Raw genomic sequence first — 25,472 nt, forward strand, 5'->3', positions numbered from 1 at the left:
CGTGGGGTTAAACCGATCGATCAGGGAGGTTATGTCCGATTTCGTGGACCCGCTTCCGGGTCGTCAAGGGTCGATCTTCTCCGGAGATCGCTACGACGGGATGTCGTAGATGAGGTGTTTTGGGCTGGCTGGGGGTCCGGGTTACCAAGGATGAGCAAGCCCGGCGCAGACCGCTGTCGCGTCGGGTCCCGTTCTGTCCGGAGGTTCACCCCCGTATGTCGAAGCGCGTCATGAAGCCCAGCATCCGTATCGCCGCCGTCGCCACCCTCGCCACCGCCGGCCTGGGAGCGTCGCTGGTGGCCGGGGCCGGGTCCGCCTTCGCCGCCGAGGGCACGGCCGCCGTCGCGTCCCCCGTGAGCGCCACGTCCACCGCGATCGCGAACCAGGCCGCCGTCCAGGCCAAGGCCGCCGCCCAGGTGAAGGCCGCCGCCGTCAAGGCGCAGGCCAAGACCGTGGCCGCCAAGAAGTCCGCCGCCTGGGTCAAGCCCGTCAGCGCCTACACGCTGTCCGCCAGCTACAACCAGGGCGGCGCCATGTGGGCCCACAAGCACTCCGGCCAGGACTTCGCCGTCCCGGTCGGCACCCCGGTCAAGGCCGCCGCGGCCGGCACCGTCGTGAAGGCCGGCCCCAACGGTGGCGGCGACGGCCCGGCGTACGGCAACGCGATCGTCGTGAAGCACGCCAACGGCACGTACTCGCAGTACGCCCACCTCTCGAAGATCCAGGTGAACGTCGGCCAGTCGGTCGCCGCCGGTCAGCGGATCGCCCTCTCGGGCAACACCGGCAACAGCTCCGGCCCGCACCTGCACTTCGAGATCCGCACCACCCCGAACTACGGCTCCGCCGTGAACCCGGCCGCCTTCCTGCGGTCCCACGGCGTCTCCATCTGACGCGAGGATGGACGCCGGTCAGGCCCCCTGGTGGGCCTGACCGATCAGATCGAGGGCGACCTCGAGGACGGCTTCGTGCTTCTCCTCGGCGTCGCCCTCGATGTTCTCCATGAAGAACGTGCCGGCGTGCATCGTGAAGATCGCGCTGACCGAGCGGACCTTGTCCGTCATGGAGAACTCCGGCTCCTGGATCAGCCCGATCACCGCGATCATGCGCTCCTTGAACGTGAGGCCGATGCTCAGCTCGCGCACGGTGGCCTGGTTCTCCTGCATGAAGCGGAAGAGGGGGGCCGCGGCGAGCAGTGCCTCCTGGTAGCGGCGCAGGATCTCCTGCTTGGTCTCCAGGGTGCGGGGCTGGTCGTGGCCCCAGGCGATCAGCTCGTCCATGGGACGGGTGAGGTCCTCGAAGATGCCGATCAGGATGTCTTCCTTGGTCTTGAAGTGGTAGTAGAGCGCGGCCTTGGTGACGTCGAGGCGTTCCGCGATCTCGCGCAGTGAGGTCTTCTCGTACCCCTGCTCGGCGAAGAGTTCGAGGGCCACGTCCTGGATGCGCTGGCGGGTGTTGCCTCGGGCCTGGGCCATGGTCTCTCGCTTCCACAGATACTTACTTGACGACCGGCAAGTTCGGGGTCTACCGTCCCCATTGTAGTAACTAGCCGGGCGGCAAGTAAGGAAACGGGGAGCGCGACATGGCGACGCAACAAACGGTTCGGGAATCGGCCGAGGGGGAGGCCCGGCAGCCGCGCAGCGTCCGTGTCGTCCTGCTCGCCCTCATGATCGCGATGCTGCTCGCGATGCTGGACAACATGATCGTCGGCACCGCGATGCCGACCATCGTCGGCGAGCTCGGCGGCCTGGAGCACCTCTCCTGGGTCGTCACCGCCTACACCCTGGCCACCGCCGCCTCCACCCCGATCTGGGGCAAGCTCGGCGACATGTTCGGCCGCAAGGGCGTCTTCCTCACCTCGATCGTGATCTTCCTGATCGGCTCCGCCCTCAGCGGCATGGCGCAGGACATGGGCCAGCTCATCGGCTTCCGCGCCGTCCAGGGCCTGGGCGCCGGCGGTCTGATGGTCGGCGTGATGGCGATCATCGGCGATCTGATCCCGCCCCGTGAGCGCGGCAAGTACCAGGGCATGATGGCCGGCGTGATGGCCCTCGCCATGATCGGCGGACCGCTGGTCGGCGGCTCCATCACCGACCACTGGGGCTGGCGCTGGTCCTTCTACATCAACCTGCCGCTCGGCGTCGTGGCCCTCGCCATGATCACCACCGTGCTGCACCTGCCGAAGAAGCAGCGTGCCGACGGCACCCGGATCGACTTCCTCGGCGCCGGCCTGCTGACCCTCGGCATCACCGCGATCGTGCTGGTCACCACCTGGGGCGGCACGGAGTACGCCTGGGGCTCGGCCACCATCGTCGGCCTCGCGGTCGGCGGCGTCCTGGCCCTGGCGGCCTTCCTCTTCGTCGAGACCCGCGCGAGCGACCCGATCATGCCGCTGCACATCTTCCGCAGCCGCAACTTCACCCTGATGTCCCTGATCGGCTTCATCACCGGCTTCGTGATGTTCGGCGCGGTGCTCTTCCTGCCGCTGTTCCAGCAGTCCGTCCAGGGCGCCTCGGCCACCAACTCGGGCCTGCTGCTCCTGCCGATGCTGCTGTCGATGATGGTCGTCTCGCTGGTCGTCGGCCGCGTCACCACCAACAGCGGCAAGTACAAGGTCTTCCCGATCATCGGCGGCGCGCTCATGGTCACCGGCCTGTACCTGCTCTCCACCATGGACACCGACACCACCCGCTTCCTCTCCGGTGTCTACATGGCGGTCCTCGGCGCCGGTATGGGCTTCCTGATGCAGATCACGATGCTCGTCGCGCAGAACAGCGTCGAGATGAAGGACATGGGCGTCGCCTCCTCCTCGACCACGCTCTTCCGCACCCTCGGCTCCTCCTTCGGCGTCGCGATCATGGGCGCCCTGTTCACCAACAAGGTCCAGGACGAGATGGCGGCCCGCGGCGGCGGCGCCGCGACCGCGCACTCGGCCCAGCTCGACGCCGCCAGCCTCGCCCGGCTCCCCGAGGCGGTGCGCGAGGCGTACCAGCACGCCGTCGCCTCCGGCACCCACTCCGCCTTCCTGGTCGGCTCGGCCGTCGCCGTCCTCGGCTTCGCCCTCGCCTTCTTCGTCAAGGAGGTGGCGCTCCGCGGGACCGGACCGGCCGCCAAGCCGGAAGCCGCCGGGACGGCGAAGGACGCCGCGGTCGCCGAGGCCGTCTGACCCCGTCCGACCCCCGTCCGACCCGGACCGCACCCCACGACGGCCCCCTCGCCCACCGGCGAGGGGGCCGTCGTCAGTGGCGCCTTCCGCACCGACGACTGCCGGCGGGACTACGAGGAGTCCTGGGGGACTAGTCGGCCAGCCGCAGCACGGGGAAGCTGCCCGTGGCCGTCGGGGCGTGCTCCGGCAGCCACAGCACCGCGATGGCGCCGCCGGAGCCCTCCGGGGTGCCCTCGGGGGCCGCGTTGCGGAAGGTCAGCCGGGCGCCGAGGACCCGGGCCTGGCCGGCCGCGATGGTCAGGCCCAGGCCGTGGCCCTGGCCCGCGCGGTCGCTGCTGCCCGTACGGAAGCGGCTCGGGCCGTCCTGGAGGAGCGCCTCGGGGAAGCCGGGGCCGTGGTCCCTGACCCGGACCACCCGGCCCTCGACGGTGACCTCCACCGGGCCCTTGCCGTGCTTGGCGGCGTTGGCGAGGAGGTTGCCGAGGATGCGCTCCAGGCGGCGCGGATCGGTGTTCACCCACGACTCGTGGACGACCCGGACCGCCGCCTCCGGGTCGAGCACCCGCACCCGGCGCGCCACGAACTCGCCCAGCGCGAGCTCCTGGAGCTCGGCCCGCTCGGACGCGCTGTCCAGCCGGGCCACCTCCAGGACGTCCTCGACCAGGGTCCGCATGGCCTGCGCCCGGTCCCGCACGAGTTCGCTCGGCCGCCCGGGCGGCAGCAGCTCGGCCGCCGTGAGCAGCCCGGTGACCGGGGTGCGCAGCTCGTGCGCGATGTCCGCGGTGACCCGCCGCTCGGCCTCGATCCGCTCGTTCAGGGCGTCCGTGAGGGCGTCGACGGCGCGGGCCAGTTCGTCGGTCTCGTCCCGTACGACGCCGCCGATGGCGTCCCGGACCCGGACGTCGGTGTTGCCCTGGGCGACCCGCCCGGCCGCCGCGGCCGCCTTGCGCAGCCGCCGGGAGAGCTGGCCGCCGATGAGGACGCCGAGCGCGCAGCCGCCGAAGACCACCGACACCGAGCCGATGATCAGGGCCCGGTCCAGGTCCTTCATGATCGTGGCGCTGCGGTCGGCGAAGGGCACGTGCAGCGAGAGGACGTCGCCGTTGGCGAGCGGCACGGCCGCCCACACGTCCGGCGGCCCCTCGCGGTGCTCCTGCACGTAGGTGCCGCGCCGCTTGTCGCGCATCAGCTGGTCGAGCTGGGGCGGCAGCGCCGGGTCGTTGATCTTGGTGCCGAAGCGCGGTTCCTTCGGCTTGGAGGTCTCGTACACGCGCTGGGCGAAGAGCAGTCGCCACATCTGCACGTCGCGCGCGTTGTCGAGCATCGAGACGCGGGCCGCGTTGTGGACGACCAGGCTGAGCGTGACCGCGATGAGAGCGCCGACCGCCGCGATGGCGACGGCGATCTTCCAGCGGACCCCCGTACGGAGGGCGAGCCCCTTCACCACCTGCTGACCTGCTTCATCCTCTGCGTCCTCGGTGACCCGGCCGGGTCACCCCTTGAGCTTGTATCCGAAACCGCGGACCGTCTCGATCCGGTCCTGGCCGATCTTCGTGCGCAGCCGCTGCACATGGACGTCCACCACGCGGGTGTCGCCGCCCCAGCCGTAGTCCCAGACCCGCTCCAGGAGCTTGTCGCGGGACAGCACCGTGCCGGGCGCCGTGGAGAACTCCAGGAGCAGCCGCATCTCGGTCGGGGTGAGCGCGACCGTCACCCCGCCCTTGCGCACCTCCATGCCCTCGGTGTCGACCTCCAGGTCGCCGAAGGCGAGCAGGCCGCCCTCGGCGGGCTCCTCACGGCCGCCGTCCCCGGCGCCCGGGCCGCCGGCGTGGCCGAAGCGGCGCAGCACCGCCCGGATCCGGGCCATCAGCACGGAGCCGTCGAAGGGCTTGGTGACGTAGTCGTCGGCCCCGGCCTCCAGGCCGAGGACGACGTCGATGGAGTCGGCCCGCGCCGAGAGCATGATCACCGGCACGGTCGACTCGTCCCGGATCCGCCGGCACAGGCTGACGCCGTCCATGCCCGGCAGCATCACGTCCAGGAGCGCGATGTCGGGGCGGTCGGCGCGGAAGGCCTCCAGTCCGGACAGCCCGTCGGGCATGGCGGTCACCGTGAAGCCGTCCCGCTCCAGCGCGAGCTGGGTGGCCTCACGGATGACGTCGTCGTCCTCGACGAACAGGACATGGGTCTCGGCCATGGTGCGCCTCGCCGCCCTTCAGTTCGCGGGCTCGCTCGGCGAGGGCTCGGTACCGTCGATACCACCGTCGCCGACGGCCTTGCTGTAGTCGTTGTGCACCCAGTCGTGCTGGGTGAACCTGTTCCCCGACCAGCGGTAGGTGATCACGTCCTCGCCCGAGGGGTACGCCACCGGGTCGCCCTTCGCGTACACCTGCTTGGTGACGATCAGGTCGCCGCGGTCGATCGTGCCGTAGACGGCGGCGTCCTCGGCCATGAAGACGTTCGTGTACCTGTTGTTCTCCTCGCGGTACACGTACGTGCCGATGCCGACGGCGTCACCGCAGGTCATCACGTTGACGACGACGTCGGGCGCGGTCGAGTTGGTGAGGTTCCCGTACGAGGTGTCCACCGGGTAGGCGTTCGCCGTGCACGGCTTCAGGTCGGCCTTCGTCCGCTCGCCGATCTTCGGGTCGGCCTTGAGCAGCGCGATCGGATCCACCCGCTCGGCGGCCGGGGCCGCACCGCTCTCCACGTCGGCGGCGGCGGGCGGCGAGGTGGCCGGGGCCGTCGAGGCGACCTCGTCGGAGCGGGCCGCGCCCTCGTCGCGGGAGCCCGTCCCACCGGTCGAGCAGCCGGCCACGAGCACGCCGACGGCGGCGAGCCCGGCCACCGCCGTGATGCTCGCCGCCCGTTCTCTGGCACTCAGGCCGCGCACCGCTCCTGCTCCCGTTCGCCTCGTACGGTCGTGGTCCGCTCCAGCACCCCCGCCCGGAGGGCGCGGGTGTCGCCCTCGGCGGCCCGGCTCTCCAGTTCCTGCCGCAGCCGGGCCAGCGCGCGGTGGAGCGTGCTCTTCACGGTACCGGTCGACATGCCGAGCGCGGCAGCGGTCTCCTCCGTGCTCATCTGCTCCCAGTGGCGCAGCACGACCACGCTGCGCTGCTTCGGCGCGAGCACCTTCAGGATGTCCATGAGCAGAGCCCGGTCGGCGTGCTGCTCGGTGGCGTCCTCGACGCGGGCGTCGGGCAGCTGCTCGGTGGGCACCTCTTCCAGCTTGCGGGCCCGCCACCACTCGGTGCGGGTGTTGATCATCACCCGGCGGAGGTAGGCGTCGGCCAGCGACTTGTCGGCGATGCCGTCCCAGCGGCCGTACGTACGGACCAGCGCGGTCTGCAGCAGGTCCTGCGCGTCCACCGGGTCGGGCACGAGGCGACGGGCGCTGCGCAGCAGCGCGTCCTGCCGAGTGCGTACGTACTCCTCGAAGTCGAGCACCTCGCCGTGCGCCATGCCGAACCGCCTCCGATCCCCGTGACCAGCCCTGTCTGCTTACGTCGATGACGCTACGGAGCGCTTGTCACGGGGCTGTGCGTGGCAGCCGTCGGCGGACGCACGGCTGCCCATCGGTTGTGTAACAGCGGCGGTACGGGGTCCGGGCCGAGGTTTCGGAGGGGGTACGGGGCGGGGACGGGCCCCGTCCGCCGGGCGGGCGTGCGGGGCCGGGCGTACCGGGCGGGACGCGCCGGTCAGGAGAGCGGCAGCCGGTAGCGGCCGTCCTCCAGGGGTTCGACCAGGCCGTCGGCGACCAGCCCGTCCAGGGCGCGGGCCCGCTGCACGGGCTCGTCCCAGACCGCGTCCAGGTCGGCCTGTTCCACCGGGTCCGCGGCCTCCCGCAGCACGGCGAGCAGCTTGCCCCGCACCTGCCGGTCGGTGCCCGCGTAGGTCTGGCCGCGGCGCGGCGGACCGTCGTGGGCCGGCTTCCCGGAGAGCAGCCAGGCGCACCGGTCGGCCAGTGGGCAGCGCCCGCAGTCCTCGTTCTTCGCGGTGCAGACGAGGGCGCCCAGCTCCATGGAGGCAGCCGCCCAGCGGGCCGCCGTCGCCTCCTCGTCCGGCAGCAGGGCGCGGGCCAGCCGGCGCTCGGCGGCGGTGGTGGCGTTCGGCGGGTACTGCACGCCGGTCGCCGCCCGCGCGAAGACCCGGCGCACATTGGTGTCGAGGACGGCGTGCCGCTGCCCGTACGCGAACGAGGCGACCGCGGCGGCCGTGTACTCCCCGATCCCGGGGAGCGCGAGCAGCTGGCCGTGGTCGCTGGGCACGTCGCCGCCGTGCCGTTCCGTTATGGCCACGGCCGCCGCGTGCAGCCGGAGCGCGCGGCGCGGATAGCCGAGCCGGCCCCAGGCGCGGACGGCTTCGCCGGGCGCGTCGGCGGCCAGGTCGGCGGGGCGCGGCCAGCGCGCCAGCCACTGTTCGTAGACGGGCAGCACCCGCACGACGGGCGTCTGCTGGAGCATGAACTCGCTGACCATCACGCCCCACGCCCCCGCCTCGGGGCGGCGCCAGGGCAGGTCGCGGGCGTGCCGGTCGAACCAGGCGAGGACGGGCCCGTGCAGCTCGGAGCCGCCGGCGGGGGCGTCGGGGGAGGTTTCGGGGGACTCGGGGGACGCGGGGGAACCGTGGAAAGTCGAAGTCATGGCACCCCCGATCCTGGCACGTCGGTCGGACGATCAGTACGCGCCGTGGCGCACGCCCGCGGGGCGCGCGGAGGCGTGCGCAGGGAGCCCGCGCCCCACACACCACACCACCGCGCCGTTCCGGCTGGACCGGGCCGCCTCGACGACGGAGCGGACAGGCCGCTTCGCCGCCTTCACGACGACGAACGCGACCGCGCCGCCGAGCAGCAGGCCGACCGTGACGTCGTGCGGGTAGTGGACGCCGACGAAGACCCGGGAGAAGGCCATGAGCAGCGCCATCGGAGCGGTCAGCCAGACGATCCCGCGCCAGGACAGGGCGAGCGCGACGGCCGCGGCGCCCGCGATGGCCGAGTGGTTGCTGGGGAAGGACCAGTCCCCGTGCGGCGGGCAGGCGACCAGCGAGGCGGGTGCCCCGGCGACCGCGCGGCACGGGCGCTCCTCGTCCACCAGCGACTTCAGGCCCTCGCTCACCACATAGCCGAAGGCCGTCGCGAGCGGCGCGAGCAGCGCCAGCGCCATCGCGTCGCCCGAGCCCCGGCGGGCCCGCCACCAGCCGGCCGCGAACAGCACCCCGAAGAGCAGCAGCCCGAGTTCCGTCCACACCTCCGCCAGTTGCTGGAACCAGTGCGGGGTGGAGTGGGCGAAATCCGTGATGTCGAGATACAGGCCGTCGGAGAGGGCAGGGAGGTTGTCCATGGTCGTCGACGTTAACCGGCATACGGAGTGCTGCGCTCCACACCAAGGGCCAGGACCGCCCTCGACGAAAGTAGGGGGTGGGGCGACAGGCCCCGGTACGAGCGGTCCCGTCCGGTGGTTCCCGGCCCGGCCGGGATGTGATCATCGGCAAAACTTGGTGCCTGGGGCGGCGGGTGGGGCGGGAGTCGGCCGCGATCTCTCGTAAGGTTCGTGGCGTGGGATCTCTGCGCAATCCGGTCGGGCCGCTTCCCTCCTCCATCTACTGGCGTCGGAGGGCCGTGGCGCTGTGCCTGGTTGCCCTCCTCGCGCTGATCGCCCTCTGGGCCGTCACTTCCGGTGGTGGGCAAGGGAAGAAGCCGAACGACTCCGCCAACGGCTCTTCTCCCGCGCCCTCGATCACCCCCGGGCCCTCCGGCACCGGTCCGGCGATCAGTCAAAAGCCGGGCGGACGCGACGAGTCGGCCACCGGCGGTGACGGCGCGGGCGGCGACGGTACCGGCGGCGACGCGGGTACGGACCCCGGGACGGGTGCGGACGCGGGCACGGACGCGGGGACCACGACCGCCGGCAAGAACGGGGACACCGACGGATCCGGCGGCGACGGCGGCGCGGGGACGGGTGCGGGACAGCGGGTTCCGGCCAATTCTCCGCTGCCGAACTGCGCTCCCGGGGCACTGCAGTTGAGCCTGCGGAGCACGAAGGTCAGCTACGAGCCGGGCGAGAAGCCGCGCTTCCACCTGGTCGTCAAGAACACCTCCGCGACCGCCTGCAAGGCCGATCTCGGCCCGGCGAACGCGGTGTTGACGATCAGTGACACCAAGAGCGCCGACCTCTGGTCGTCGAAGGACTGCCCCCGCCCGGCCGGCCCGCTGCTCCTGAAGCTCCCCGCGCAGTCGACGATCACGCACACCGTGGAGTGGGACCGCAGGCGGAGCGCCCCGAACTGCGCGACCGCCCCGGCGGGCCAGGTCGGCCCGGGCACCTACCTGGTGGAGGCGGCGATGCCGGGCGTGAAGGTGCTGCCGGCGTCGTTCACGCTGGCCAAGGACTGACGGGGAACGCCTGCCGCCTGCCGCAGGCGCCGGCCGCACACGCCTGCCGCACGCGCCGACCGCAGGCGCCGACCGCAGGCGCCGACCGCACGCACGGGCCGCACGCACGGGCCGCACACGCCTGCCGCACACGCGGGGCGCAGGCGCCGGCCGGAGGAGCCGTACCGCTAGACGTACCGCTCCAGGATCGAGGACTCCGCGAGCCGCGAGAGTCCCTCGCGGACGCTGCGCGCCCGGGCCTCGCCGACGCCGTCCACGGTCTGGAGGTCGTCCACGCTCGCCGCGAGCAGCTTCTGCAGCCCGCCGAAGTGCTCCACGAGCCGCTCGATGATCGCGCCCGGCAGCCGCGGCACCTTGGCGAGCAGCCGGTAGCCGCGCGGCGAGACCGCGGAGTCCAGCGTCTCGGGGGAGCCGCTGTAGCCGAGCGCCCGCGCCACTATGGGCAGTTCGAGGAGCTCGGCGTGGGTCAGCGCGTCCAGCTCGGTGAGCGCCTCGGCGACCGTGCGGGAGCGCTTGGCGGTGGGCTCGGGCACGTAGTCCCGGATGACCAGCTCGCGCTCCGGCTCCACGCCCGCGATCAGCTCGTCGAGCTGGAGGGAGAGCAGCCGGCCGTCGGTGCCGAGCTCCACCACGTACTCGGCGATCTCGGTGGCGATCCGGCGGACCATCTCCAGGCGCTGGGCGACGGCGGTGACGTCCCGGACGGTGACCAGGTCCTCGATCTCCAGGGCGGAGAGCGTGCCGGCCACCTCGTCGAGCCGGAGCTTGTACCGCTCCAGGGTGGCGAGCGCCTGGTTCGCGCGGGACAGGATCGCCGCCGACTCCTCCAGGACGCGCCGCTCGCCGTTGACGTACAGCGCGATCAGCCGCATCGACTGGGAGACCGAGACCACAGGGAAGCCGCACTGCTTGGAGACCCGGTCCGCGGTGCGGTGCCGGGTGCCGGTCTCCTCGGTGTGGATGGACGCGTCCGGGACCAGCTGCACGCCGGCCCGGAGGATCTTGCTGATGTCCTTGTCGAGGACGATCGCCCCGTCCAGCTTGCACAGCTCGCGCAGCCGGGTCGCCGTGAAGTCGACGTCGATGACGAATCCGCCGGTGCACATCGACTCGACGGTCCTGTCCATGCCGAGGACGATCAGGCCGCCGGTGTTGCCGCGGAGGATGCGCTCCAGACCGTCGCGGAGGGCGGTGCCGGGGGCGACGGCGCTGAGCGACGCACGCATCAGTGCCTCGTTGTCCTTGGCTGCCACTGCACTCCTCCGGCTCGTACGGATGGGCGAGACCAGGGCAAAGTCTAGCGACACCACCCCGCCGCCCTCCCCCGCGCGCCGAGGGGGAGGCCCGGGGCGGGCCCCACGCCTGCCCCTTACCTCTCCCCGCGAGGGTCCGCTTACCCCTCCTCGGGCGTACGGGTCCGGCGGCCGCGCGGCAGCACCCGCAGCGCGTCTCCCATGTCGGCGACCTCGGTCACCTTCATGCCCGCGGGGACCTTGCCGGGGTCGGCCGGGACCAGCGCGTGGGTGAAGCCCAGCCGGTGCGCCTCGGCGAGCCGGCGCTGGACGCCGGTGACCCGGCGGACCTCGCCCGCGAGGCCGACCTCGCCGATCGCGACCAGGTTCTTCGGCAGCGGGGTGTCGCTGGCGGCGGAGGCCAGCGCGAGGGCGATGGCGAGGTCGGCGGCGGGCTCGGAGAGCTTCACGCCGCCCACGGTCGCGCTGTAGATGTCCCGCTTGCCCAGCGCGCTGATCCGGCCCCGCTGCTCCAGGACGGCCAGCATCATCGAGACCCGGGAGGTCTCCAGGCCCGAGGTGGTGCGGCGCGGCGAGGGGATCTGGGAGTCCACGGTCAGCGCCTGGACCTCGGCGACCAGCGGCCGGCGGCCCTCCAGGGTGACGGTCAGACAGGTGCCGGGCACGGCCGTGTCGCGGCGGGTCAGGAAGAGCCCCGAGGGGTCGGCGAGTCCGGTGATGCCCTCGTCGTGCAGCTCGAAGCAGCCGACCTCGTCGGTCGCCCCGTACCGGTTCTTCACGCCGCGGACCAGGCGGAGCCGGGCGTGCCGGTCGCCCTCGAAGTGCAGCACCACGTCGACCAGGTGCTCCAGGAGCCGGGGGCCGGCGATGGCGCCGTCCTTGGTGACGTGGCCGACCAGCAGGGTGGACATGCCCCGCTCCTTCGAGGCCCGGATCAGCGCGCCGGCGACCTCGCGGACCTGGGCCATGCCGCCGGGGGCGCCGTCGATCTCGGGGGAGGCGACGGTCTGCACCGAGTCCAGGATCAGCAGCGAGGGCTTGACCTCGTCCAGGTGTCCCAGGACGGCGGAGAGGTCGGTCTCGGCCGCCAGGTAGAGGTGGTCGCTGAGCGCGTTGATCCGGTCCGCGCGGAGCCGGACCTGGCTCGCGGACTCCTCGCCCGTCACGTACAGCGTGCGGTGCTGGTCGCTGGCGGCCTTCGCGGCGACGTCGAGCAGCAGCGTGGACTTGCCGACGCCCGGCTCCCCGGCGAGCAGCACGACCGCCCCGGGCACGAGGCCGCCGCCGAGCACCCGGTCCAGCTCGTCGACGCCGGTGGTCCGGGCGGTCGCCTGCCGCCCGTCGACCTGGGCGATGGGCAGCGCGGCGGTGGACACCCGCCCGGCGGCGGTGGTCCGCACGGCGGGCGCGCCGTACTCCTCGACCGTCCCCCATGCCTGGCATTCGGGGCAGCGGCCGAGCCACTTGGCGGTCTGCCAGCCGCACTCGGTGCAGCGGTAGGACGGCCGGTCCTTGGCGGTTTTCGTACGGGCAGCCATGCGCCACACCGTAGCGGCCGCCACTGACAGCGCGGGCGGAGCGCGGTCGGGCGGCGGCCGGCCCGGCGGCCTGGCCGCCGAAAACCGGGCGGACTCCTTGGTTCCTGTACCCCTTCGAGCGATAGCTTCACCCGTACGGATTAAAAGTGTGCAAGCGGTACGAAGACCCCCCGCCCCGCTGCCTACGGTCGCCCAGTGACGAGCAGCAGGCTGGATTCCCCCACCCGAACCACCGATGGCCCCCGCACCCTCGGTCAGCGGCCGCCCGCGCGCTACGAGGAGTATCTGGACGGCCTGTTCACCTACTGCCTCTCGGTGCTGTGCGACCACGACACGGCCACCGCCGTCCTCGGCGACGTCCTCGCCATCGCCGAGCGCCACCACGGCCGCTGCCCCTCCGACGAGGGCGGCCGCCGGGCCTGGCTCTACGCCCTCGCCCGCTGGGCCTGTCTGCGCAGCCTCGGCGAGCAGCGCCGCAGGAGGCAGGGCGCCCACACCGGGCGGCCCGCGGTCGCCGCGCCCGCGCCGCCCCGGGTGTCGCCGCAGCTCGCCGAGCGCCGCCGGCTCGAACTGGCCGCGCTCGCCTGGCCCGAGGCCGCCGGCACCACCCCGGAGCAGCGCGAGGCCCTGGAGCTGGCCGTCCGGCACGGGCTCGGGCACCGGGAGCTGGCCGTGGTGCTCTCCCTGGACCCGCTCGCCGCCCGCGAGCTGCTCTCCTCCGCCGCCTGCGAGGTGGAGCGCACCCGGGCCGCCCTGGCGGTCGTCGAGACGGGCGACTGCCCGACCGTGGCCGGGCTCACCGGCGACCACCAGGTGCTGCTCTCCGCGGCGCTGCGGGCCGAACTGGTCCGGCACGTCGACGACTGCCCCCGCTGCCGCAAGGCGGCCGAGCGGGCGGGCGCGGGCGGGCCCTGGCCGGGCGCGGCGGGCGCGGCGGCGGGCCGGCCGGGACGGCTGCCGCTGGTGGAGGCGCCGCGGGCCGCCGCCTACGTGGCGATGCTGCACGTGCCGCGGGCCCGGGCCGGCGCCCCGCGCTTCGGGCCGACCGGCTTCCCCCTGGACCCCAAGGACCACGCGGCCCGCCGCGACCGGATGCGCGCCCGGGCCGTCACCACCACGGTGGTCGCCGCGGTCGTCGCCGCCCCGGTGCTCGCGCTGTGGGGCTCGTACCGCGGCACGCCGGAGGTGGGGGAGGGGCAGGACGGGTCCCGGGTCAGCGCGCGGGAGGCGGACGAGCCGGGCGGCGCGCAGGGCGCGGGCACCGGCGGCCGTCCGTACGAGCGCTACGAGAACGCGGGCAACGCCCGCACCACCCCCGACCCCCGGTTCACCCGCGGCAGCCGTTCGCCGGACGTCTCGGTCGAGGTGATCAGCCCCGGCGCGCCCGCCACCCCGACGCTGCCCGGGCGGCCGGCACCCGCGCGGATCACGGTCGACGCGCGCGGCAGCGGGGCGACGACCCTGCTGACCCTCACCAACGAGGGCGGCGCTCCCGGCGTCTGGTCGCTGTGGTCGGACGCCCCGTGGCTGTACGTGAGCCAGGCCTCCGGCACGCTGCGCCCGGGCGAGTCGGTCACGGTCCGGATCTCCGTCGACCGCTCCCGCGAACCGGCCGGCGCCTGGAGCGCCCGGGTCGGCGTCGACCCCTCGGGCGCGGTGCTGCGCATCGACGGCTACGGGGCGACGCCGCCGCCCGCCACGACCCGGCCCGGCACCCCGGGGACGCCCGAGCCGACCACGGAGCCGACGACCGGGCCGACGAGCCAGCCGCCGACCACGGAGCCCACCACGGAGCCGACCACCGAGCCCCCCACCACGGAGCCGACGACGGAGCCGACGCCCGAACCCACCGCCTCGGACGGCGGGACCCCGAGCCAGGACCCGGGGCCGTCCGCCCCGCAGTGAACCCCGCCGGCCGCGCCGGCTACTTCGGGTCGGCCGGGTGCGGCGCCACCAGCGGCAGCTGGGAGGCCAGCCGCGCCTCGCACAGGCCGACGAGGACCTCGTACGCGGCCTCGCCCATCATCTCGACCAGCTCGGGCCGGTACGAGACGTAGACCGGCTCGCCGCCCACGTGCGCCGAGGTGGCCGTCGTGCAGTACCAGTGCAGGTCGTGGCCGCCGGGACCCCAGCCGCGCCGGTCGTACTCGCCGATCGACACCTGGAGGACCTTGGTGTCGTCGGGGCGGTCGATCCAGTCGTACGTCCGGCGCACCGGCAGCTGCCAGCAGACGTCCGGCTTGGTCTCCAGCGGCTCCCGGCCCTCCTGCACCGCCAGGATGTGCAGCGAGCAGCCCGCGCCGCCGGCGAAGCCGGGACGGTTCTGGAAGATGCAGGAGCCCTGCCAGCGGCGGGTCTGCCGGTCGCCGTCCTCGTCGAGCTGGACCCAGCCCGTCTCCGTGCCCACGCCGTGGAACTGCCACAGCTCCGGCGTCAGCCGGTCCACGTACCCGGCGACCCGCTTCTCGTCGTCCTCGTCGGAGAAGTGCGCGCCGAGCGTGCAGCAGCCGTCGTCCGCCCGGCCCTCCTGGATGCCCTGGCAGCCGTTGCCGAAGATGCAGGTCCAGCGGGAGGTGAGCCAGGTCAGGTCGCAGCGGTAGACCTGCTCCTCGTCGTCCGGGTCGGGGAACTCCACCCAGGCGCGCGGGAAGTCGAGCCCCTTCTCGTCGGGCTCGGCGCTCCCGCCGTTCCTGGCGCCCTTCTTCCCGACCTTCACGGACTTGGCCGCGTGCGCGGCCCGCACGGCCTTCGCGGCGCTCTCGTCGGCACTGTCTTTGCCCGGCTTCGCCTTTTTCGTCTTTGGCACAACGCCAAGCGTATGCGGGCGCGCGCAGTAGCGTTCCGTCCATGAGACTCGGAGTCCTCGACGTCGGTTCGAACACAGTGCACCTGCTGGTGGTGGACGCCCATCCCGGCGCCCGTCCGCTGCCCGCCCACTCCCACAAGGCCGAGCTGCGCCTCGCCGAGCTCCTCGACGAGCACGGCGCCATCGCGGACGCGGGGGTCGAGCGGCTCATCGCCACGGTCCGCGACGCGCTCACGGCCGCCGAGGACAAGGGCTGCGAGGAGGTGCTGCCGTTCGCGACCTCGGCGGTGCGCGAGGCCAGTAACGCCGACGAGGTCCTCGCCCGGGTCGAGGCGGAGACCGGGATCGCGCTCCAGGTCCTCACCGGCGAGGAGGAGGCCCGGCTCACCTTCCTCGCCGCCCGCCGCTGGTTCGGCTGGTCCGCGGGCAAGCTGTTCCTCCTGGACATCGGCGGCGGCTCGCTGGAGGTCGCCTCCGGCATCGACGAGGAGCCCGACACTGCGGTGTCCCTGCCGCTCGGCGCGGGCCGCCTCACCGCGGGCTGGCTGCCGGGCGATCCGGCGGACACGGCCGACGTGAAGGCGCTGCGCCGCCACGTGCGGGCGCAGATCGCGCGGACGGTCGGCGAGTTCAGCCGCTTCGGCCGCCCCGACCACGTCGTGGCCACCTCCAAGACCTTCAAGCAGCTGGCCCGGATCGCCGGCGCCCCCGGTTCGGGCTTCGGCCTGTACGTCCAGCGGACGCTGTCCCGCAAGGCCCTGGAGGAGTGGGTCCCGCGGCTGGCCGCCATGACCGTCGCCGAGCGTTCCGCGCTGCCCGGCGTCTCCGAGGGCCGCGCCGCGCAGCTCCTGGCGGGCGCCCTGGTCGCGGAGGGCGCGATGGACCTGTTCGGCGTCGAGGAGCTGGAGATCTGCCCCTGGGCCCTGCGCGAGGGCGTGATCCTGCGCCGCCTGGACCACCTGCCGGACGAGCTGTAGGAGGGCCGGGCGCGGGGCGCCGGCGGGGTGACCGGAAGCACGGGCGCGGGGCGCCGGCGGGGTGACCGGAACCACCTCCCGGTCCTCCGGCCCGCCCCGTACCCTGTCTCCGTGGCAGAACCAGCGGTGCGCGTCCCGGATGCGAAGGTCGCCCTGTCGACGGCCTCGGTGTATCCGGAGTCGACGGCGACGGCCTTCGAGGTCGCCGCGCGCCTCGGGTACGACGGGGTCGAGGTCATGGTGTGGACCGATCCGGTCAGCCAGGACATCGAGGCGCTGCGGCGCCTGTCGGACTATCACCAGGTCCCGGTCCTCGCCGTCCACGCCCCCTGTCTGCTCATCACCCAGCGGGTCTGGTCCACCGATCCGTGGGTCAAGCTGCAGCGCGCCCGGGCGGCGGCGGAGAAGCTGGGCGCGTCGACGGTCGTCGTCCACCCGCCGTTCCGCTGGCAGCGCCAGTACGCGCGCGACTTCGTGACCGGCATCTGGCGGATGGCCGACGAGACGGACGTCCGCTTCGCCGTCGAGAACATGTACCCGTGGCGGTACAAGGACCGCGAGATGCTCGCGTACGCCCCCGAGTGGGACGTCACCAAGGACGACTACCGGCACTTCACCGTGGACCTCTCGCACACGGCGACCGCCCGCACCGACGCCCTCGCCATGGTCGACCGCATGGGCGACCGGCTGGGCCACGTGCACCTCGCGGACGGCCGGGGTTCGGCCAAGGACGAGCACCTGGTCCCGGGGCGCGGCACCCAGCCGTGCGCGGAGCTGCTGGAGGGCCTGGCCCACAGCGGCTACGACGGGCACGTCGTCATCGAGGTCAACACCCGCCGGGCGATGTCCTCCGCCGAACGCGAGGCCGACCTCGCCGAGGCGCTGGCCTTCACCCGGCTCCACCTGGCCGCCGCCCGGTCCGGCAAGGCCCCCCGCCCGTGACGGAACCGTCCCCCCGGCGGCGCGGCCGCCCCTCCCGTGCGTCCGCCGACTCCGCGCCGGGCGCGCGCGAGCGGATCCTGGAGGCGGCCCGGACGCAGTTCGCCGAGCGGGGCTACGACAAGACGTCGGTGCGCGGGATCGCGAAGGCGGCGGCGGTCGACCCGGCGCTGGTGCACCACTACTTCGGGACGAAGGACGAGGTCTTCGCGGCGGCGATCGAGGTCTCCTTCGAGCCGGCGACGGCGATCCCGCAGATCGTCGGCGGCCCGCGCGACGCGATCGGCGAGCGGCTGGCCCGCTTCTTCATCTCGGTGTGGGAGAACCCGGCGACCCGGGCCCCGCTGCTCGCCGTGGTGCGGTCCGCGCTGACCCACGAGGCGGCGGCGAAGGTGCTGCGCGGCTTCGTGCTGCGGCGGCTGCTGGAGCGGATCGCCGCCGAGCTGGACGTGCCGGACCCGAAGCTGCGGGCGGAGCTCGCGGCCTCGCACATGATCGGGATCGCGATCCTGCGGTACGTGATCCAGGTCGAGCCGCTGGCCTCCGTGGACCCCGAGGAGATCGTCGCCCAGGTGTCCCCGACGCTCCAGCGGTACCTGACCGAACACTGAACAGCCGTCCCGCATGGCGGACAGCATGTCCAGATCTTGGAGTCGGGGCGTACGCTCGACTGCAAGCACACCCGTCACCGGAGGAGCGAGCGACGATGCCCGAGCTGAGGTCCCGCACTGTCACCCACGGCCGCAACATGGCGGGCGCCCGCGCCCTTATGCGTGCCTCCGGTGTACCGGGCGCCGACATCGGCCGGAAGCCGATCATCGCCGTGGCCAACTCCTTCACCGAGTTCGTCCCCGGCCACACCCACCTCCAGCCGGTGGGCCGGATCGTCTCCGAGGCCATCACCGCCGCCGGCGGCATCGCCCGCGAGTTCAACACGATCGCCGTCGACGACGGCATCGCCATGGGCCACGGCGGCATGCTCTACAGCCTGCCCTCCCGCGACCTGATCGCCGACAGCGTGGAGTACATGGTCGAGGCGCACTGCGCCGACGCCCTGATCTGCATCTCCAACTGCGACAAGATCACCCCGGGCATGCTGATGGCCGCCCTGCGCCTCAACATCCCGACCGTCTTCGTCTCCGGCGGCCCGATGGAGTCCGGCCGGGCGACCCTCGTCGACGGCACGGTCCGCACCCTCGACCTGGTCGACGCGATCTCCGAGGCCGTCAACGACAAGGTCTCCGACGAGGACATCCTCCGCATCGAGGAGAACGCCTGCCCGACCTGCGGGTCCTGTTCCGGCATGTTCACCGCCAACTCGATGAACTGCCTGACCGAGGCGATCGGCCTCTCCCTCCCCGGCAACGGCTCCGTCCTCGCCACCCACACCGCCCGCCGCGCCCTCTACGAGAACGCGGCCCGCACGGTCGTCGACATCACCCGTCGCTACTACGACGAGGACGACGCGTCGGTCCTGCCGCGCAACATCGCCACCCGTGCGGCCTTCGAGAACGCCATGGCCCTCGACATCGCCATGGGCGGCTCCACCAACACGATCCTGCACCTGCTCGCCGCCGCCCAGGAGGCCGAGCTGGACTACGGCCTGAGCGACATGAACGAGGTCTCGCGCCGGGTGCCCTGCCTGGCCAAGGTCGCCCCGAACGTCGCCCCCCGCGGCACGTACTACATGGAGGACGTGCACCGCGCCGGCGGCATCCCCGCGATCCTGGGCGAGCTCTACCGCGCCGGGCTGCTGAACGAGGACGTCCACGCGGTCCACTCCCGCTCCATCAAGGAGTGGCTGGACGCCTGGGACGTGCGCGGCGGTGCCGCCTCCGAGGAGGCCGTCGAGCTCTTCCACGCCGCCCCCGGCTGCGTGCGCTCCGCCGAGGCCTTCTCGCAGTCCGAGCGCTGGGACTCGCTCGACGTGGACGCGGCCGCCGGCTGCATCCGCGACGCGGCCCACGCGTACTCCAAGGACGGCGGCCTCGCCGTGCTGCGCGGCAACATCGCCGTCGACGGCTGCGTGGTGAAGACGGCCGGCGTCGACGAGTCGATCTGGACCTTCGAGGGCCCCGCGGTCGTCTGCGAGTCGCAGGAGGAGGCCGTCGAGAAGATCCTGAACAAGCGGGTCAAGGACGGCGACGTGGTCGTCATCCGCTACGAGGGCCCCAAGGGCGGCCCCGGCATGCAGGAGATGCTCTACCCGACCTCCTTCCTCAAGGGCCGCGGCCTGGGCAAGACCTGCGCCCTGGTGACCGACGGGCGCTTCTCCGGCGGCACCTCGGGCCTGTCCATCGGCCACGCCTCCCCGGAGGCGGCCTCGGGCGGCACGATCGCCCTGGTCGAGGACGGCGACCGGATCCGCATCGACATCCCGAACCGTTCGATCGACCTGCTCGTCGACGAGGCCACCCTGGCCGCCCGCCGCGAGGCGATGAACGGCGTGTACGCGCCGAAGAACCGCGAGCGCAAGGTCTCCGCGGCGCTGCGCGCGTACGCGGCGATGGCGACGAGCGCCGACAAGGGCGCGGTCCGGGACGTGTCGAAGCTGGGCTGAACGGCCGGATGAGGAAGGGCGGGACCCCTCGGGGTCCCGCCCTTCCTCGTGCCCGGCACCGGGTCACCAGGCCGCGGGGTCCTTCGCGTCGACCGCGAAGACCGACCCGTCGGGCGCCGTCCCGAAGACCCGGCCTTCGGCGGCGACCGGCGCGGGCACCGACGGGGCGTAGGTGAGCCGCCCGTCGCGCAGCCGGGGCGCGGTGGCGCCGAGCAGGGTGCCGCGCGCGGTGTCGACGGCGAGCAGCCGCCCGTCGGAGGAGGACAGGTACAGCCGGTGCGCCGCGGTGTCGAGGACGGGCGGGGAGACGTTGGAGGTGCCCGTCTCCAGTTCCCACAGCACCCGCCCGCGCGCGGCCGAGGTGTCCATGGCGGTGAGCCGTCCGGCGGGCGTCAGCACGTAGGCGGTGTCGCCGTGCAGGACGAGGTACGGCTCGTTGACGACGTACGCCAGCGGCACCCGCCGTACGGCACGGGCCGAGGGGTCGTAGCGCACCAGGGCGTCGGCGCGTCCGGTCCGGTCGGCGGAGAGCAGCACGACGGTGCCGCCGGGGGCGGTGCCGACGGCGGTGAGCATCCCGGTCAGGCGCTTCTGCCAGACGACCTCGCCGGAGCGCGGCCGGACGGCGGTGACGCGGGTGTGGGTGCCGTCGGTGAGCGCCTCGGAGACGGTGAGCAGGCCGGTGGCGGGGTCGTACGGGCCCGGTACGGGGAAGTGGTGGCCGGGCAGCGAGCGGTGCCACAGCTCGCGTCCGGTGATGCCGTCGAGGCCGCGCAGGGTCGGGCTGCCGTCGGAGAGCACCAGGGCGTCGCCGGCGGCGGTGAACCGTTCGGGACGGGCGGCGGCCTTGCGGCGCCAGCCCGGAGTGCCGTCGGCGGGCGCGTAGGTGCGCAGCTCGCCGGTGGCGGTGGCGGCGGCGAGCGGGCCGCCGGTGAGCGGCGCCGGGGCCTGCGGGCCGATCAGGTCGGCCGGTCCGGGGTGCGACCAGGCGACCTTGCCGGTGGCGGGGTCGAGCCGGGCGGCGCCGACGCCGCGGCCCGCGCAGTACAGGGCGCCGCCGCTGTGGGTGCAGGACGGCGCCGCGGGGTCGGCGTCCTTCGTCAGCACGGTCCGCCAGCCGCTGAAGGTGTCGGTGGCCTCGGCCGGGGGCCGGGGCGCGGGCGCTTCCCGCTGGGCGAGGACGGCGACGGTGCCGCCCGTCGCGAGCAGCAGCGCGACGCCGAGGGCGAGCGGCAGCCGCCTGCGCCGGCGGCGCGGGGGAGCGGGGGCCCGCACGGGCGTCGCGGCGTCCCAGGAGGGGGCCGGTCCGGACGGCACGGGTGCGGCGGCGGGCCTGCGCTGGGCCGGTATGAAGGCGGCGGCGTCGTAGGAGGGGGGCTTGAGCGCCGCCATGATCTCGGCGGGTCCCGGCCGCTCGGCCGGCTCCTTGGCGAGGCAGCGGGCCACCAGCGGCGCGAGCTCCTCGGGGACGCCGCTCAGGTCGGGCTCGTCGTGGACGACCTGGTACGCCACGATGTACGGGCTGTCCGAGTCGAAGGGCCCGTGGCCGGTGGCCGCGTGCACGAGGACCGACCCGAGGGCGAAGACGTCCGCCGCGGGCCCGACCTCGCGGGGGCGCTGGAACTGCTCGGGCGCCATGAAGGGCGGTGAGCCGATCAGCTTGCCGGTCTCCGTGTGCAGGTCGCTGTCGACGGGCCGCGAGATGCCGAAGTCGATGACCTTGGGGCCGGAGTCGGTGAGCAGGACGTTGCTCGGCTTCAGGTCCCGGTGCACCACCCCGGCCCGGTGGATGTCGCGCAGCGCCTCGGCGAGCCCGGCCGTCAGCCGGCGCAGCTCGGCGGGGGACAGCGGGCCGCTCCGCTTCACCTGGTCGGCGAGCGTGGGCCCGGGGACGTAGAGGGTCGCCATCCAGGGGCGTACGGCGTCGGGGTCGGCGTCCACGACGGGGGCGGTGAAGGCGCCGCTGACCCGGCGCGCGGCGGCGACCTCCTGGCGGAAACGCGCTCTGAACTCGGGGTCCTCCGCGTACTGTGCGTGCACCACCTTGACCGCGAGCCGCAGCCCGGAGGCGGAGGTGGCGAGGTGGACCACGCCCATTCCACCGGCGCCGAGAGTGGCTTGGAGCCGGTACTCGCCCGCGTACTCGGGCCCTTCCGCTTCCCGGTCCGCACCGGTACTGCGCAACGGCGGCATCGCCGACCCCCGTGGGTTCCCCGTCCGAATCGCGCGCGTGCGCGACGCACGGAGCCTAGTCGATGGTGGCGCCGAAGTCGGTGGGGCTTGCTAGCCTGCGCGTCGCGGAGAGTGAATCTCGGCGGAGCGCTTTTGCGTCAACGGGGGAGTTTGCGATGAGCACCGAATCGGCCTCGGCCACCACCGTCCGGTACGCGGTCGCCCCGGGCACCCGGCTCAACGTCCGTTCGGGCCCGGGCACCCAGTACCCGGTCGTCCGTTCGCTGGCGGTGGGCAGCACCGTGGCGATCTACTGCCAGTGCCCCGGCACCTGGGTCACCGGCCCGTACGGCACCACCAACGTCTGGGACAACATCGCGCCGGGCGAGTACGCCTCCGACGCGTACATCCACACCGGCAGCGACGGCTACGTGACCCGCCGCTGCGGCTAGGCCGTGCGGTCCGGATCGGGCCCGGCCCCTCCCGGGACAAGAGGGGCATAAGGGCTCACCCCTTTCCGTCACCCGCCGGGGATAATCGATTCCGTGAGCGACGAGAACCGCACCCCCGCCGGACCCCAGCCCGAGGAGATCCGTTTCTTCGGCACGAGCTGGGTCGACCACAGCGACGGCTACGGGCTGCGCCGCGCCGGCCTCGCCGCCGGCGCGCTGCTCGCCGCCGTCGCGGGCTGCTTCGTGCTGCGCTTCGCGTACCAGGGACTGGTGATCGCGGAGGTCGGCGGCTTCGTCAACACGCTGGTCGTCGTGATGTTCGCGGTCTGCAGCGCGATCGCCTTCCGCAAGACCTGGGAGGGCTTCGGCCGCCGCCCCGCCGACCAGGCCCGCGAGGACTCGCTGCGCAGCCTGAAGGCCATCGGCTTCATCGGCAGCCTCCTCGCGTACGCCGTCCGCTGCCTGACCGAGGCCCCCGGCGAGAAGCTCCGCCGCACGGAGTACGAGGCGGACCTCGCCCGGTTCGAGAAGCGCCGCGCGCGCAGCACGGGCAACCCGAGCGGGCGCAAGAAGAAGGGCTGACCGCCCGGGGACTAGCCAAAGGGATCGGCCCGGAGCATTATTCATCACATGATGAATAAGACGGGTGGTGCCGGCGACCCCACCGGCACCGGTGCCATCGTCGCCTCCGGCCTCACCGTCGTCCGAGGCGACCGCACCGTCCTGCGCGGCCTCGACTTCACCGTCCCGCCCGGCCGGATCACCGGCCTCCTCGGCCCCTCCGGCTGCGGCAAGACCACGCTCATGCGCGCGATCGTCGGCACCCAGGCCAAGGTCACCGGCACCCTCGACGTCCTCGGCCGCCCCGCCGGAGACCCCGCCCTGCGCCCCCGCATCGGCTACGTCACCCAGGCCCCGTCCGTCTACGACGACCTCACCGTCCGCCAGAACCTCGACTACTTCGCCGCCGTCCTGCTGCCCGGCCGCGCCCGCCGCGCCGACCGCCGCGCCGCCGTCGAGCGCACCCTCGCCGACGTCGACCTGACGAGCCACGCCGACTCGCTCGCCGGCCGCCTCTCCGGCGGCCAGCGCAGCCGCGTCTCGCTCGCCGTCGCCCTCCTCGGCACGCCCGAGCTGCTCGTCCTCGACGAACCCACCGTCGGCCTCGACCCCGTCCTCCGCCGCGACCTGTGGGACCTCTTCCACCGCATCGCCGCCGACCGGGGCACCACGATCCTGGTCTCCTCCCACGTCATGGACGAGGCCGAGCGCTGCCACCGGCTGCTCCTGCTCCGCGCCGGCGAACTCCTCGCCGAGGACACCCCGGAAGCACTCCGCCACCGCAACGACACCGCCACCGTCGAGGACGCCTTCCTCCGCCTCGTCGACGCCGCAACGGCCCGCGCGGCGGCCCCCGGGGTGGCGGCGGCCCCCGGGGTGGCGACGGCCCCCGCGGTGGCGGTGGCCTCGGCCACCTCCGTGGCCCCCGCCGCCCCCGGCACCAACGCGGCCCCCAGCGCCTCCGCCGAGACCACCTCCCCCGACGGCTCCGCCGTCCCCGCCGAGGAGCCCCGCCCATGAGCAGCGCCCGCACCCTCGCCACCGCCGCCCGCGTCCTGCGCCAGCTGCGCCACGACCCGCGCTCGATCGCCCTGATGCTCCTCGTGCCGTGCGTGATGCTCTTCCTGCTGCGTTACGTCTTCGACGGCAGCCCACGGACCTTCGACGGGATCGGCGCCTCGCTGCTCGGCATCTTCCCGCTCATCACCATGTTCCTGGTGACCTCCATCGCCACCCTGCGCGAACGCACCTCCGGCACCCTCGAACGCCTCCTCGCCATGCCCCTCGGCAAGGGCGACCTCATCGCCGGCTACGCCCTCGCCTTCGGCCTGGTCGCCGTCGTCCAGTCCGTCCTCGCCACCGGCCTCGCCGTCCGGTTCCTCGGCCTCGACGTCGTCGGCTCCCCCTGGCTGCTGCTCCTGGTCGCCCTGCTCGACGCCCTCCTGGGCACCGCCCTCGGCCTCTTCGTCTCGGCCTTCGCCGCCTCCGAGTTCCAGGCCGTCCAGTTCATGCCGGCCGTGATCTTCCCCCAGCTGCTGCTCTGCGGCCTGTTCACCCCGCGCGACCGCATGGCCCCCGCCCTCGAAGCCCTCTCCGACGTGCTCCCCATGTCGTACGCCGTCGACGGCATGAACCAGGTCCTGCACCACACCGACGTCACCGCCCCCTTCGTCCGCGACGCCCTGATCGTCGCCGGCTGCGCCGTGCTCGTCCTCGGACTCGGCGCCGCCACCCTCCGCCGCCGCACCGCGTGACCGCCCCTCGGACAAGCACCGCACCGACCCCCGCCCCGGTGCGAGGATGTCCCGCAGACGCACGCACAGGCCCCTCCGGCGAGGTGAAAGACCCATGACCCAGACCGTCGCAGTCCTCGGCACCGGCAAGATCGGCGAGGCACTCCTCAGCGGCATGATCCGCGCCGGCTGGCGCCCCGCCCACCTCCTCGTCACCGCCCGCCGCACCGAACGGGCCGAGGAACTGCACGCCCGCTACGGCGTCGAGGCCGTCAGCAACGCCGACGCCGCCAAGCGCGCCGACATCCTCATCCTCGCCGTGAAGCCCCAGGACATGGGCCGCCTCCTCGACGAGCTCGCCCCCCCACGTCGCCGCCGACCGCCTGGTCATCAGCGCCGCGGCCGGCATCCCCACCGCCTTCATCGAGGAGCGCCTGGCCACCGGCACCCCCGTCGTCCGGGTCATGCCCAACACGCCCGTCCTCGTCGACGAGGGCATGTCCGTGATCTCCGCCGGCAGCCACGCCACCCACGCCCACCTCGTCCACACCGAGGAGATCTTCGGCGGCGTCGGGAAGACCCTGCGCGTCCCGGAGTCCCAGCAGGACGCCGCCACCGCGCTCTCCGGCTCCGGCCCGGCGTACTTCTACTACCTCGTCGAGGCCATGACCGACGCCGGCATCCTCCTCGGCCTGCCCCGCGCCCAGGCCCACGACCTGATCGTCCAGGCCGCGATCGGCGCCGCCGTGATGCTCCGCGACAGCGGCGAACACCCCGTCAAGCTCCGCGAGGCCGTCACCTCCCCGGCCGGCACCACCATCAGCGCCATCCGCGAGCTGGAGAACCACGGCGTACGGGCCGCCCTCATCGCCGCCCTGGAGGCCGCCCGCGACCGCAGCCGCGAGCTCGCCTCCGGCAACGGCTGAG

At 73.6% G+C, this 25,472-nt stretch carries 23 protein-coding genes and 1 pseudogene; 13 read left to right on the forward strand and 11 right to left on the reverse strand.

The genetic code is table 11. The features are described from left to right. Positions 1-215: 215 nt before the first annotated feature. The gene (locus ABD981_RS22590) at positions 216-890 is read left to right on the forward strand and encodes a M23 family metallopeptidase (RefSeq protein WP_123955195.1); all 675 of its coding nucleotides are present in this window, start codon (positions 216-218) and stop codon (positions 888-890) included. 18 nt (positions 891-908) lie between these two features. Here ABD981_RS22590 and ABD981_RS22595 read toward each other — a convergent pair whose 3' ends face one another. Further along, positions 909-1,472 carry a TetR/AcrR family transcriptional regulator gene (locus ABD981_RS22595; protein WP_046911918.1) on the reverse strand — a complete coding sequence of 188 codons (564 nt, stop codon included), beginning with the start codon at positions 1,470-1,472 and terminating at the stop codon, positions 909-911. 107 nt (positions 1,473-1,579) lie between these two features. Here ABD981_RS22595 and ABD981_RS22600 point away from each other — a divergent pair, with 107 nt between their 5' ends. Beyond that, entirely contained in the window at positions 1,580-3,163 is a 1,584-nt protein-coding gene (locus tag ABD981_RS22600) for an MDR family MFS transporter (protein WP_046911917.1), read from the forward strand. A gap of 130 nt (positions 3,164-3,293) precedes the next feature. On the opposite strand, the gene cseC is transcribed toward ABD981_RS22600, so the two are convergent. From cseC to ABD981_RS22630, 6 genes are all read right to left on the reverse strand, one after another. Next, entirely contained in the window at positions 3,294-4,607 is a 1,314-nt protein-coding gene (cseC, locus tag ABD981_RS22605) for a two-component system sensor histidine kinase CseC (protein ID WP_046911933.1), read from the reverse strand. A gap of 48 nt (positions 4,608-4,655) precedes the next feature. Then, positions 4,656-5,360 carry a two-component system response regulator CseB gene (gene cseB / locus ABD981_RS22610; protein WP_046911916.1) on the reverse strand — a complete coding sequence of 235 codons (705 nt, stop codon included), beginning with the start codon at positions 5,358-5,360 and terminating at the stop codon, positions 4,656-4,658. Between the two features lie 18 nt (positions 5,361-5,378). Beyond that, a complete protein-coding gene (locus ABD981_RS22615; RefSeq protein ID WP_240495480.1) occupies positions 5,379-6,056 on the reverse strand; it encodes a hypothetical protein in 678 nt (225 codons plus the stop codon). Next, a complete protein-coding gene (locus tag ABD981_RS22620; protein WP_046911915.1) occupies positions 6,044-6,625 on the reverse strand; it encodes a SigE family RNA polymerase sigma factor in 582 nt (193 codons plus the stop codon). The genes ABD981_RS22615 and ABD981_RS22620 overlap by 13 nt, the downstream gene beginning before the upstream one ends. Positions 6,626-6,861: 236 nt before the next feature. Then, positions 6,862-7,806, reverse strand: a complete 945-nt coding sequence (locus tag ABD981_RS22625; RefSeq protein WP_046911914.1) for an HhH-GPD family protein — start codon at positions 7,804-7,806, stop codon at positions 6,862-6,864. 33 nt (positions 7,807-7,839) lie between these two features. Beyond that, the gene (locus tag ABD981_RS22630) at positions 7,840-8,502 is read right to left on the reverse strand and encodes a phosphatase PAP2 family protein (protein ID WP_046911913.1); all 663 of its coding nucleotides are present in this window, start codon (positions 8,500-8,502) and stop codon (positions 7,840-7,842) included. Positions 8,503-8,717: 215 nt separating this feature from the next. Between ABD981_RS22630 and ABD981_RS22635 the strand changes: the two genes are divergently transcribed. Beyond that, positions 8,718-9,554, forward strand: a complete 837-nt coding sequence (locus tag ABD981_RS22635) for a hypothetical protein (protein ID WP_046911912.1) — start codon at positions 8,718-8,720, stop codon at positions 9,552-9,554. A gap of 167 nt (positions 9,555-9,721) precedes the next feature. Here the strand turns inward: ABD981_RS22635 and disA are convergent, their stop codons facing one another. After that, positions 9,722-10,780 (reverse strand): DNA integrity scanning diadenylate cyclase DisA, encoded by a 1,059-nt coding sequence (gene disA, locus ABD981_RS22640; RefSeq protein WP_046911931.1) that lies wholly within the window; start codon positions 10,778-10,780, stop codon positions 9,722-9,724. 167 nt (positions 10,781-10,947) lie between these two features. After that, positions 10,948-12,345 carry a DNA repair protein RadA gene (radA, locus tag ABD981_RS22645; RefSeq protein WP_046911911.1) on the reverse strand — a complete coding sequence of 466 codons (1,398 nt, stop codon included), beginning with the start codon at positions 12,343-12,345 and terminating at the stop codon, positions 10,948-10,950. A gap of 195 nt (positions 12,346-12,540) precedes the next feature. Here radA and ABD981_RS22650 point away from each other — a divergent pair, with 195 nt between their 5' ends. After that, a complete protein-coding gene (locus tag ABD981_RS22650; RefSeq protein WP_345530356.1) occupies positions 12,541-14,250 on the forward strand; it encodes a BACON domain-containing protein in 1,710 nt (569 codons plus the stop codon). A gap of 19 nt (positions 14,251-14,269) precedes the next feature. On the opposite strand, the gene ABD981_RS22655 is transcribed toward ABD981_RS22650, so the two are convergent. After that, positions 14,270-15,151, reverse strand: a complete 882-nt coding sequence (locus ABD981_RS22655; protein ID WP_345530358.1) for a DUF3109 family protein — start codon at positions 15,149-15,151, stop codon at positions 14,270-14,272. A gap of 41 nt (positions 15,152-15,192) precedes the next feature. Between ABD981_RS22655 and ABD981_RS22660 the strand changes: the two genes are divergently transcribed. From ABD981_RS22660 to ilvD, 4 genes are all read left to right on the forward strand, one after another. Continuing rightward, positions 15,193-16,128 carry a Ppx/GppA family phosphatase gene (locus tag ABD981_RS22660; RefSeq protein ID WP_345530360.1) on the forward strand — a complete coding sequence of 312 codons (936 nt, stop codon included), beginning with the start codon at positions 15,193-15,195 and terminating at the stop codon, positions 16,126-16,128. A gap of 111 nt (positions 16,129-16,239) precedes the next feature. After that, positions 16,240-17,070 (forward strand): sugar phosphate isomerase/epimerase family protein, encoded by an 831-nt coding sequence (locus ABD981_RS22665; RefSeq protein ID WP_345530362.1) that lies wholly within the window; start codon positions 16,240-16,242, stop codon positions 17,068-17,070. Next, entirely contained in the window at positions 17,067-17,678 is a 612-nt protein-coding gene (locus ABD981_RS22670) for a TetR/AcrR family transcriptional regulator (protein ID WP_345530364.1), read from the forward strand. The genes ABD981_RS22665 and ABD981_RS22670 overlap by 4 nt, the downstream gene beginning before the upstream one ends. Before the next feature lie 95 nt (positions 17,679-17,773). Then, the gene (gene ilvD / locus ABD981_RS22675; RefSeq protein ID WP_345530366.1) at positions 17,774-19,627 is read left to right on the forward strand and encodes a dihydroxy-acid dehydratase; all 1,854 of its coding nucleotides are present in this window, start codon (positions 17,774-17,776) and stop codon (positions 19,625-19,627) included. 63 nt (positions 19,628-19,690) lie between these two features. Here the strand turns inward: ilvD and ABD981_RS22680 are convergent, their stop codons facing one another. Further along, entirely contained in the window at positions 19,691-21,820 is a 2,130-nt protein-coding gene (locus tag ABD981_RS22680) for a serine/threonine-protein kinase (protein ID WP_345530367.1), read from the reverse strand. Positions 21,821-21,975: 155 nt separating this feature from the next. Between ABD981_RS22680 and ABD981_RS22685 the strand changes: the two genes are divergently transcribed. The 5 genes and pseudogenes from ABD981_RS22685 to proC all read left to right on the forward strand — a co-directional run bounded on the left by ABD981_RS22685 (position 21,976) and on the right by proC (position 25,471). Beyond that, positions 21,976-22,251 (forward strand): SH3 domain-containing protein, encoded by a 276-nt coding sequence (locus tag ABD981_RS22685; RefSeq protein ID WP_345530368.1) that lies wholly within the window; start codon positions 21,976-21,978, stop codon positions 22,249-22,251. A 93-nt stretch (positions 22,252-22,344) separates the two neighbouring features. Then, on the forward strand, positions 22,345-22,833 hold the full coding sequence (locus ABD981_RS22690) for a hypothetical protein (protein WP_345530369.1): 489 nt from the start codon (positions 22,345-22,347) through the stop codon (positions 22,831-22,833). A 48-nt stretch (positions 22,834-22,881) separates the two neighbouring features. Further along, entirely contained in the window at positions 22,882-23,832 is a 951-nt protein-coding gene (locus ABD981_RS22695) for an ABC transporter ATP-binding protein (protein WP_382748753.1), read from the forward strand. Continuing rightward, positions 23,829-24,566, forward strand: coding sequence for an ABC transporter permease (locus ABD981_RS22700; RefSeq protein WP_345530370.1), 738 nt, complete (start codon positions 23,829-23,831; stop codon positions 24,564-24,566). The genes ABD981_RS22695 and ABD981_RS22700 overlap by 4 nt, the downstream gene beginning before the upstream one ends. A 94-nt stretch (positions 24,567-24,660) precedes the next feature. Beyond that, positions 24,661-25,471, forward strand: a pseudogene (proC, locus tag ABD981_RS22705) (pyrroline-5-carboxylate reductase). Position 25,472 lies beyond the last annotated feature (1 nt).

This window comes from Streptomyces showdoensis, assembly GCF_039535475.1.
Classification (GTDB): Bacteria; Actinomycetota; Actinomycetes; order Streptomycetales; family Streptomycetaceae; genus Streptomyces; species Streptomyces showdoensis.

Bases quoted from the DNA above. Each gene is read 5' to 3' on its own strand.
- ABD981_RS22590 (WP_123955195.1), top strand. From the start codon at position 216: ATGTCGAAGCGCGTCATGAAGCCCAGCATCCGTATCGCCGCCGTCGCC.
- ABD981_RS22595 (WP_046911918.1), bottom strand. From the start codon at position 1,472: ATGGCCCAGGCCCGAGGCAACACCCGCCAGCGCATCCAGGACGTGGCC.
- ABD981_RS22600 (WP_046911917.1), top strand. From the start codon at position 1,580: ATGGCGACGCAACAAACGGTTCGGGAATCGGCCGAGGGGGAGGCCCGG.
- cseB (WP_046911916.1), bottom strand. From the start codon at position 5,360: ATGGCCGAGACCCATGTCCTGTTCGTCGAGGACGACGACGTCATCCGT.
- ABD981_RS22620 (WP_046911915.1), bottom strand. From the start codon at position 6,625: ATGGCGCACGGCGAGGTGCTCGACTTCGAGGAGTACGTACGCACTCGG.
- ABD981_RS22625 (WP_046911914.1), bottom strand. From the start codon at position 7,806: ATGACTTCGACTTTCCACGGTTCCCCCGCGTCCCCCGAGTCCCCCGAA.
- ABD981_RS22630 (WP_046911913.1), bottom strand. From the start codon at position 8,502: ATGGACAACCTCCCTGCCCTCTCCGACGGCCTGTATCTCGACATCACG.
- disA (WP_046911931.1), bottom strand. From the start codon at position 10,780: ATGCGTGCGTCGCTCAGCGCCGTCGCCCCCGGCACCGCCCTCCGCGAC.
- radA (WP_046911911.1), bottom strand. From the start codon at position 12,345: ATGGCTGCCCGTACGAAAACCGCCAAGGACCGGCCGTCCTACCGCTGC.
- ABD981_RS22660 (WP_345530360.1), top strand. From the start codon at position 15,193: ATGAGACTCGGAGTCCTCGACGTCGGTTCGAACACAGTGCACCTGCTG.
- ilvD (WP_345530366.1), top strand. From the start codon at position 17,774: ATGCCCGAGCTGAGGTCCCGCACTGTCACCCACGGCCGCAACATGGCG.
- ABD981_RS22680 (WP_345530367.1), bottom strand. From the start codon at position 21,820: ATGCCGCCGTTGCGCAGTACCGGTGCGGACCGGGAAGCGGAAGGGCCC.
- ABD981_RS22685 (WP_345530368.1), top strand. From the start codon at position 21,976: ATGAGCACCGAATCGGCCTCGGCCACCACCGTCCGGTACGCGGTCGCC.
- ABD981_RS22695 (WP_382748753.1), top strand. From the start codon at position 22,882: ATGATGAATAAGACGGGTGGTGCCGGCGACCCCACCGGCACCGGTGCC.
- ABD981_RS22700 (WP_345530370.1), top strand. From the start codon at position 23,829: ATGAGCAGCGCCCGCACCCTCGCCACCGCCGCCCGCGTCCTGCGCCAG.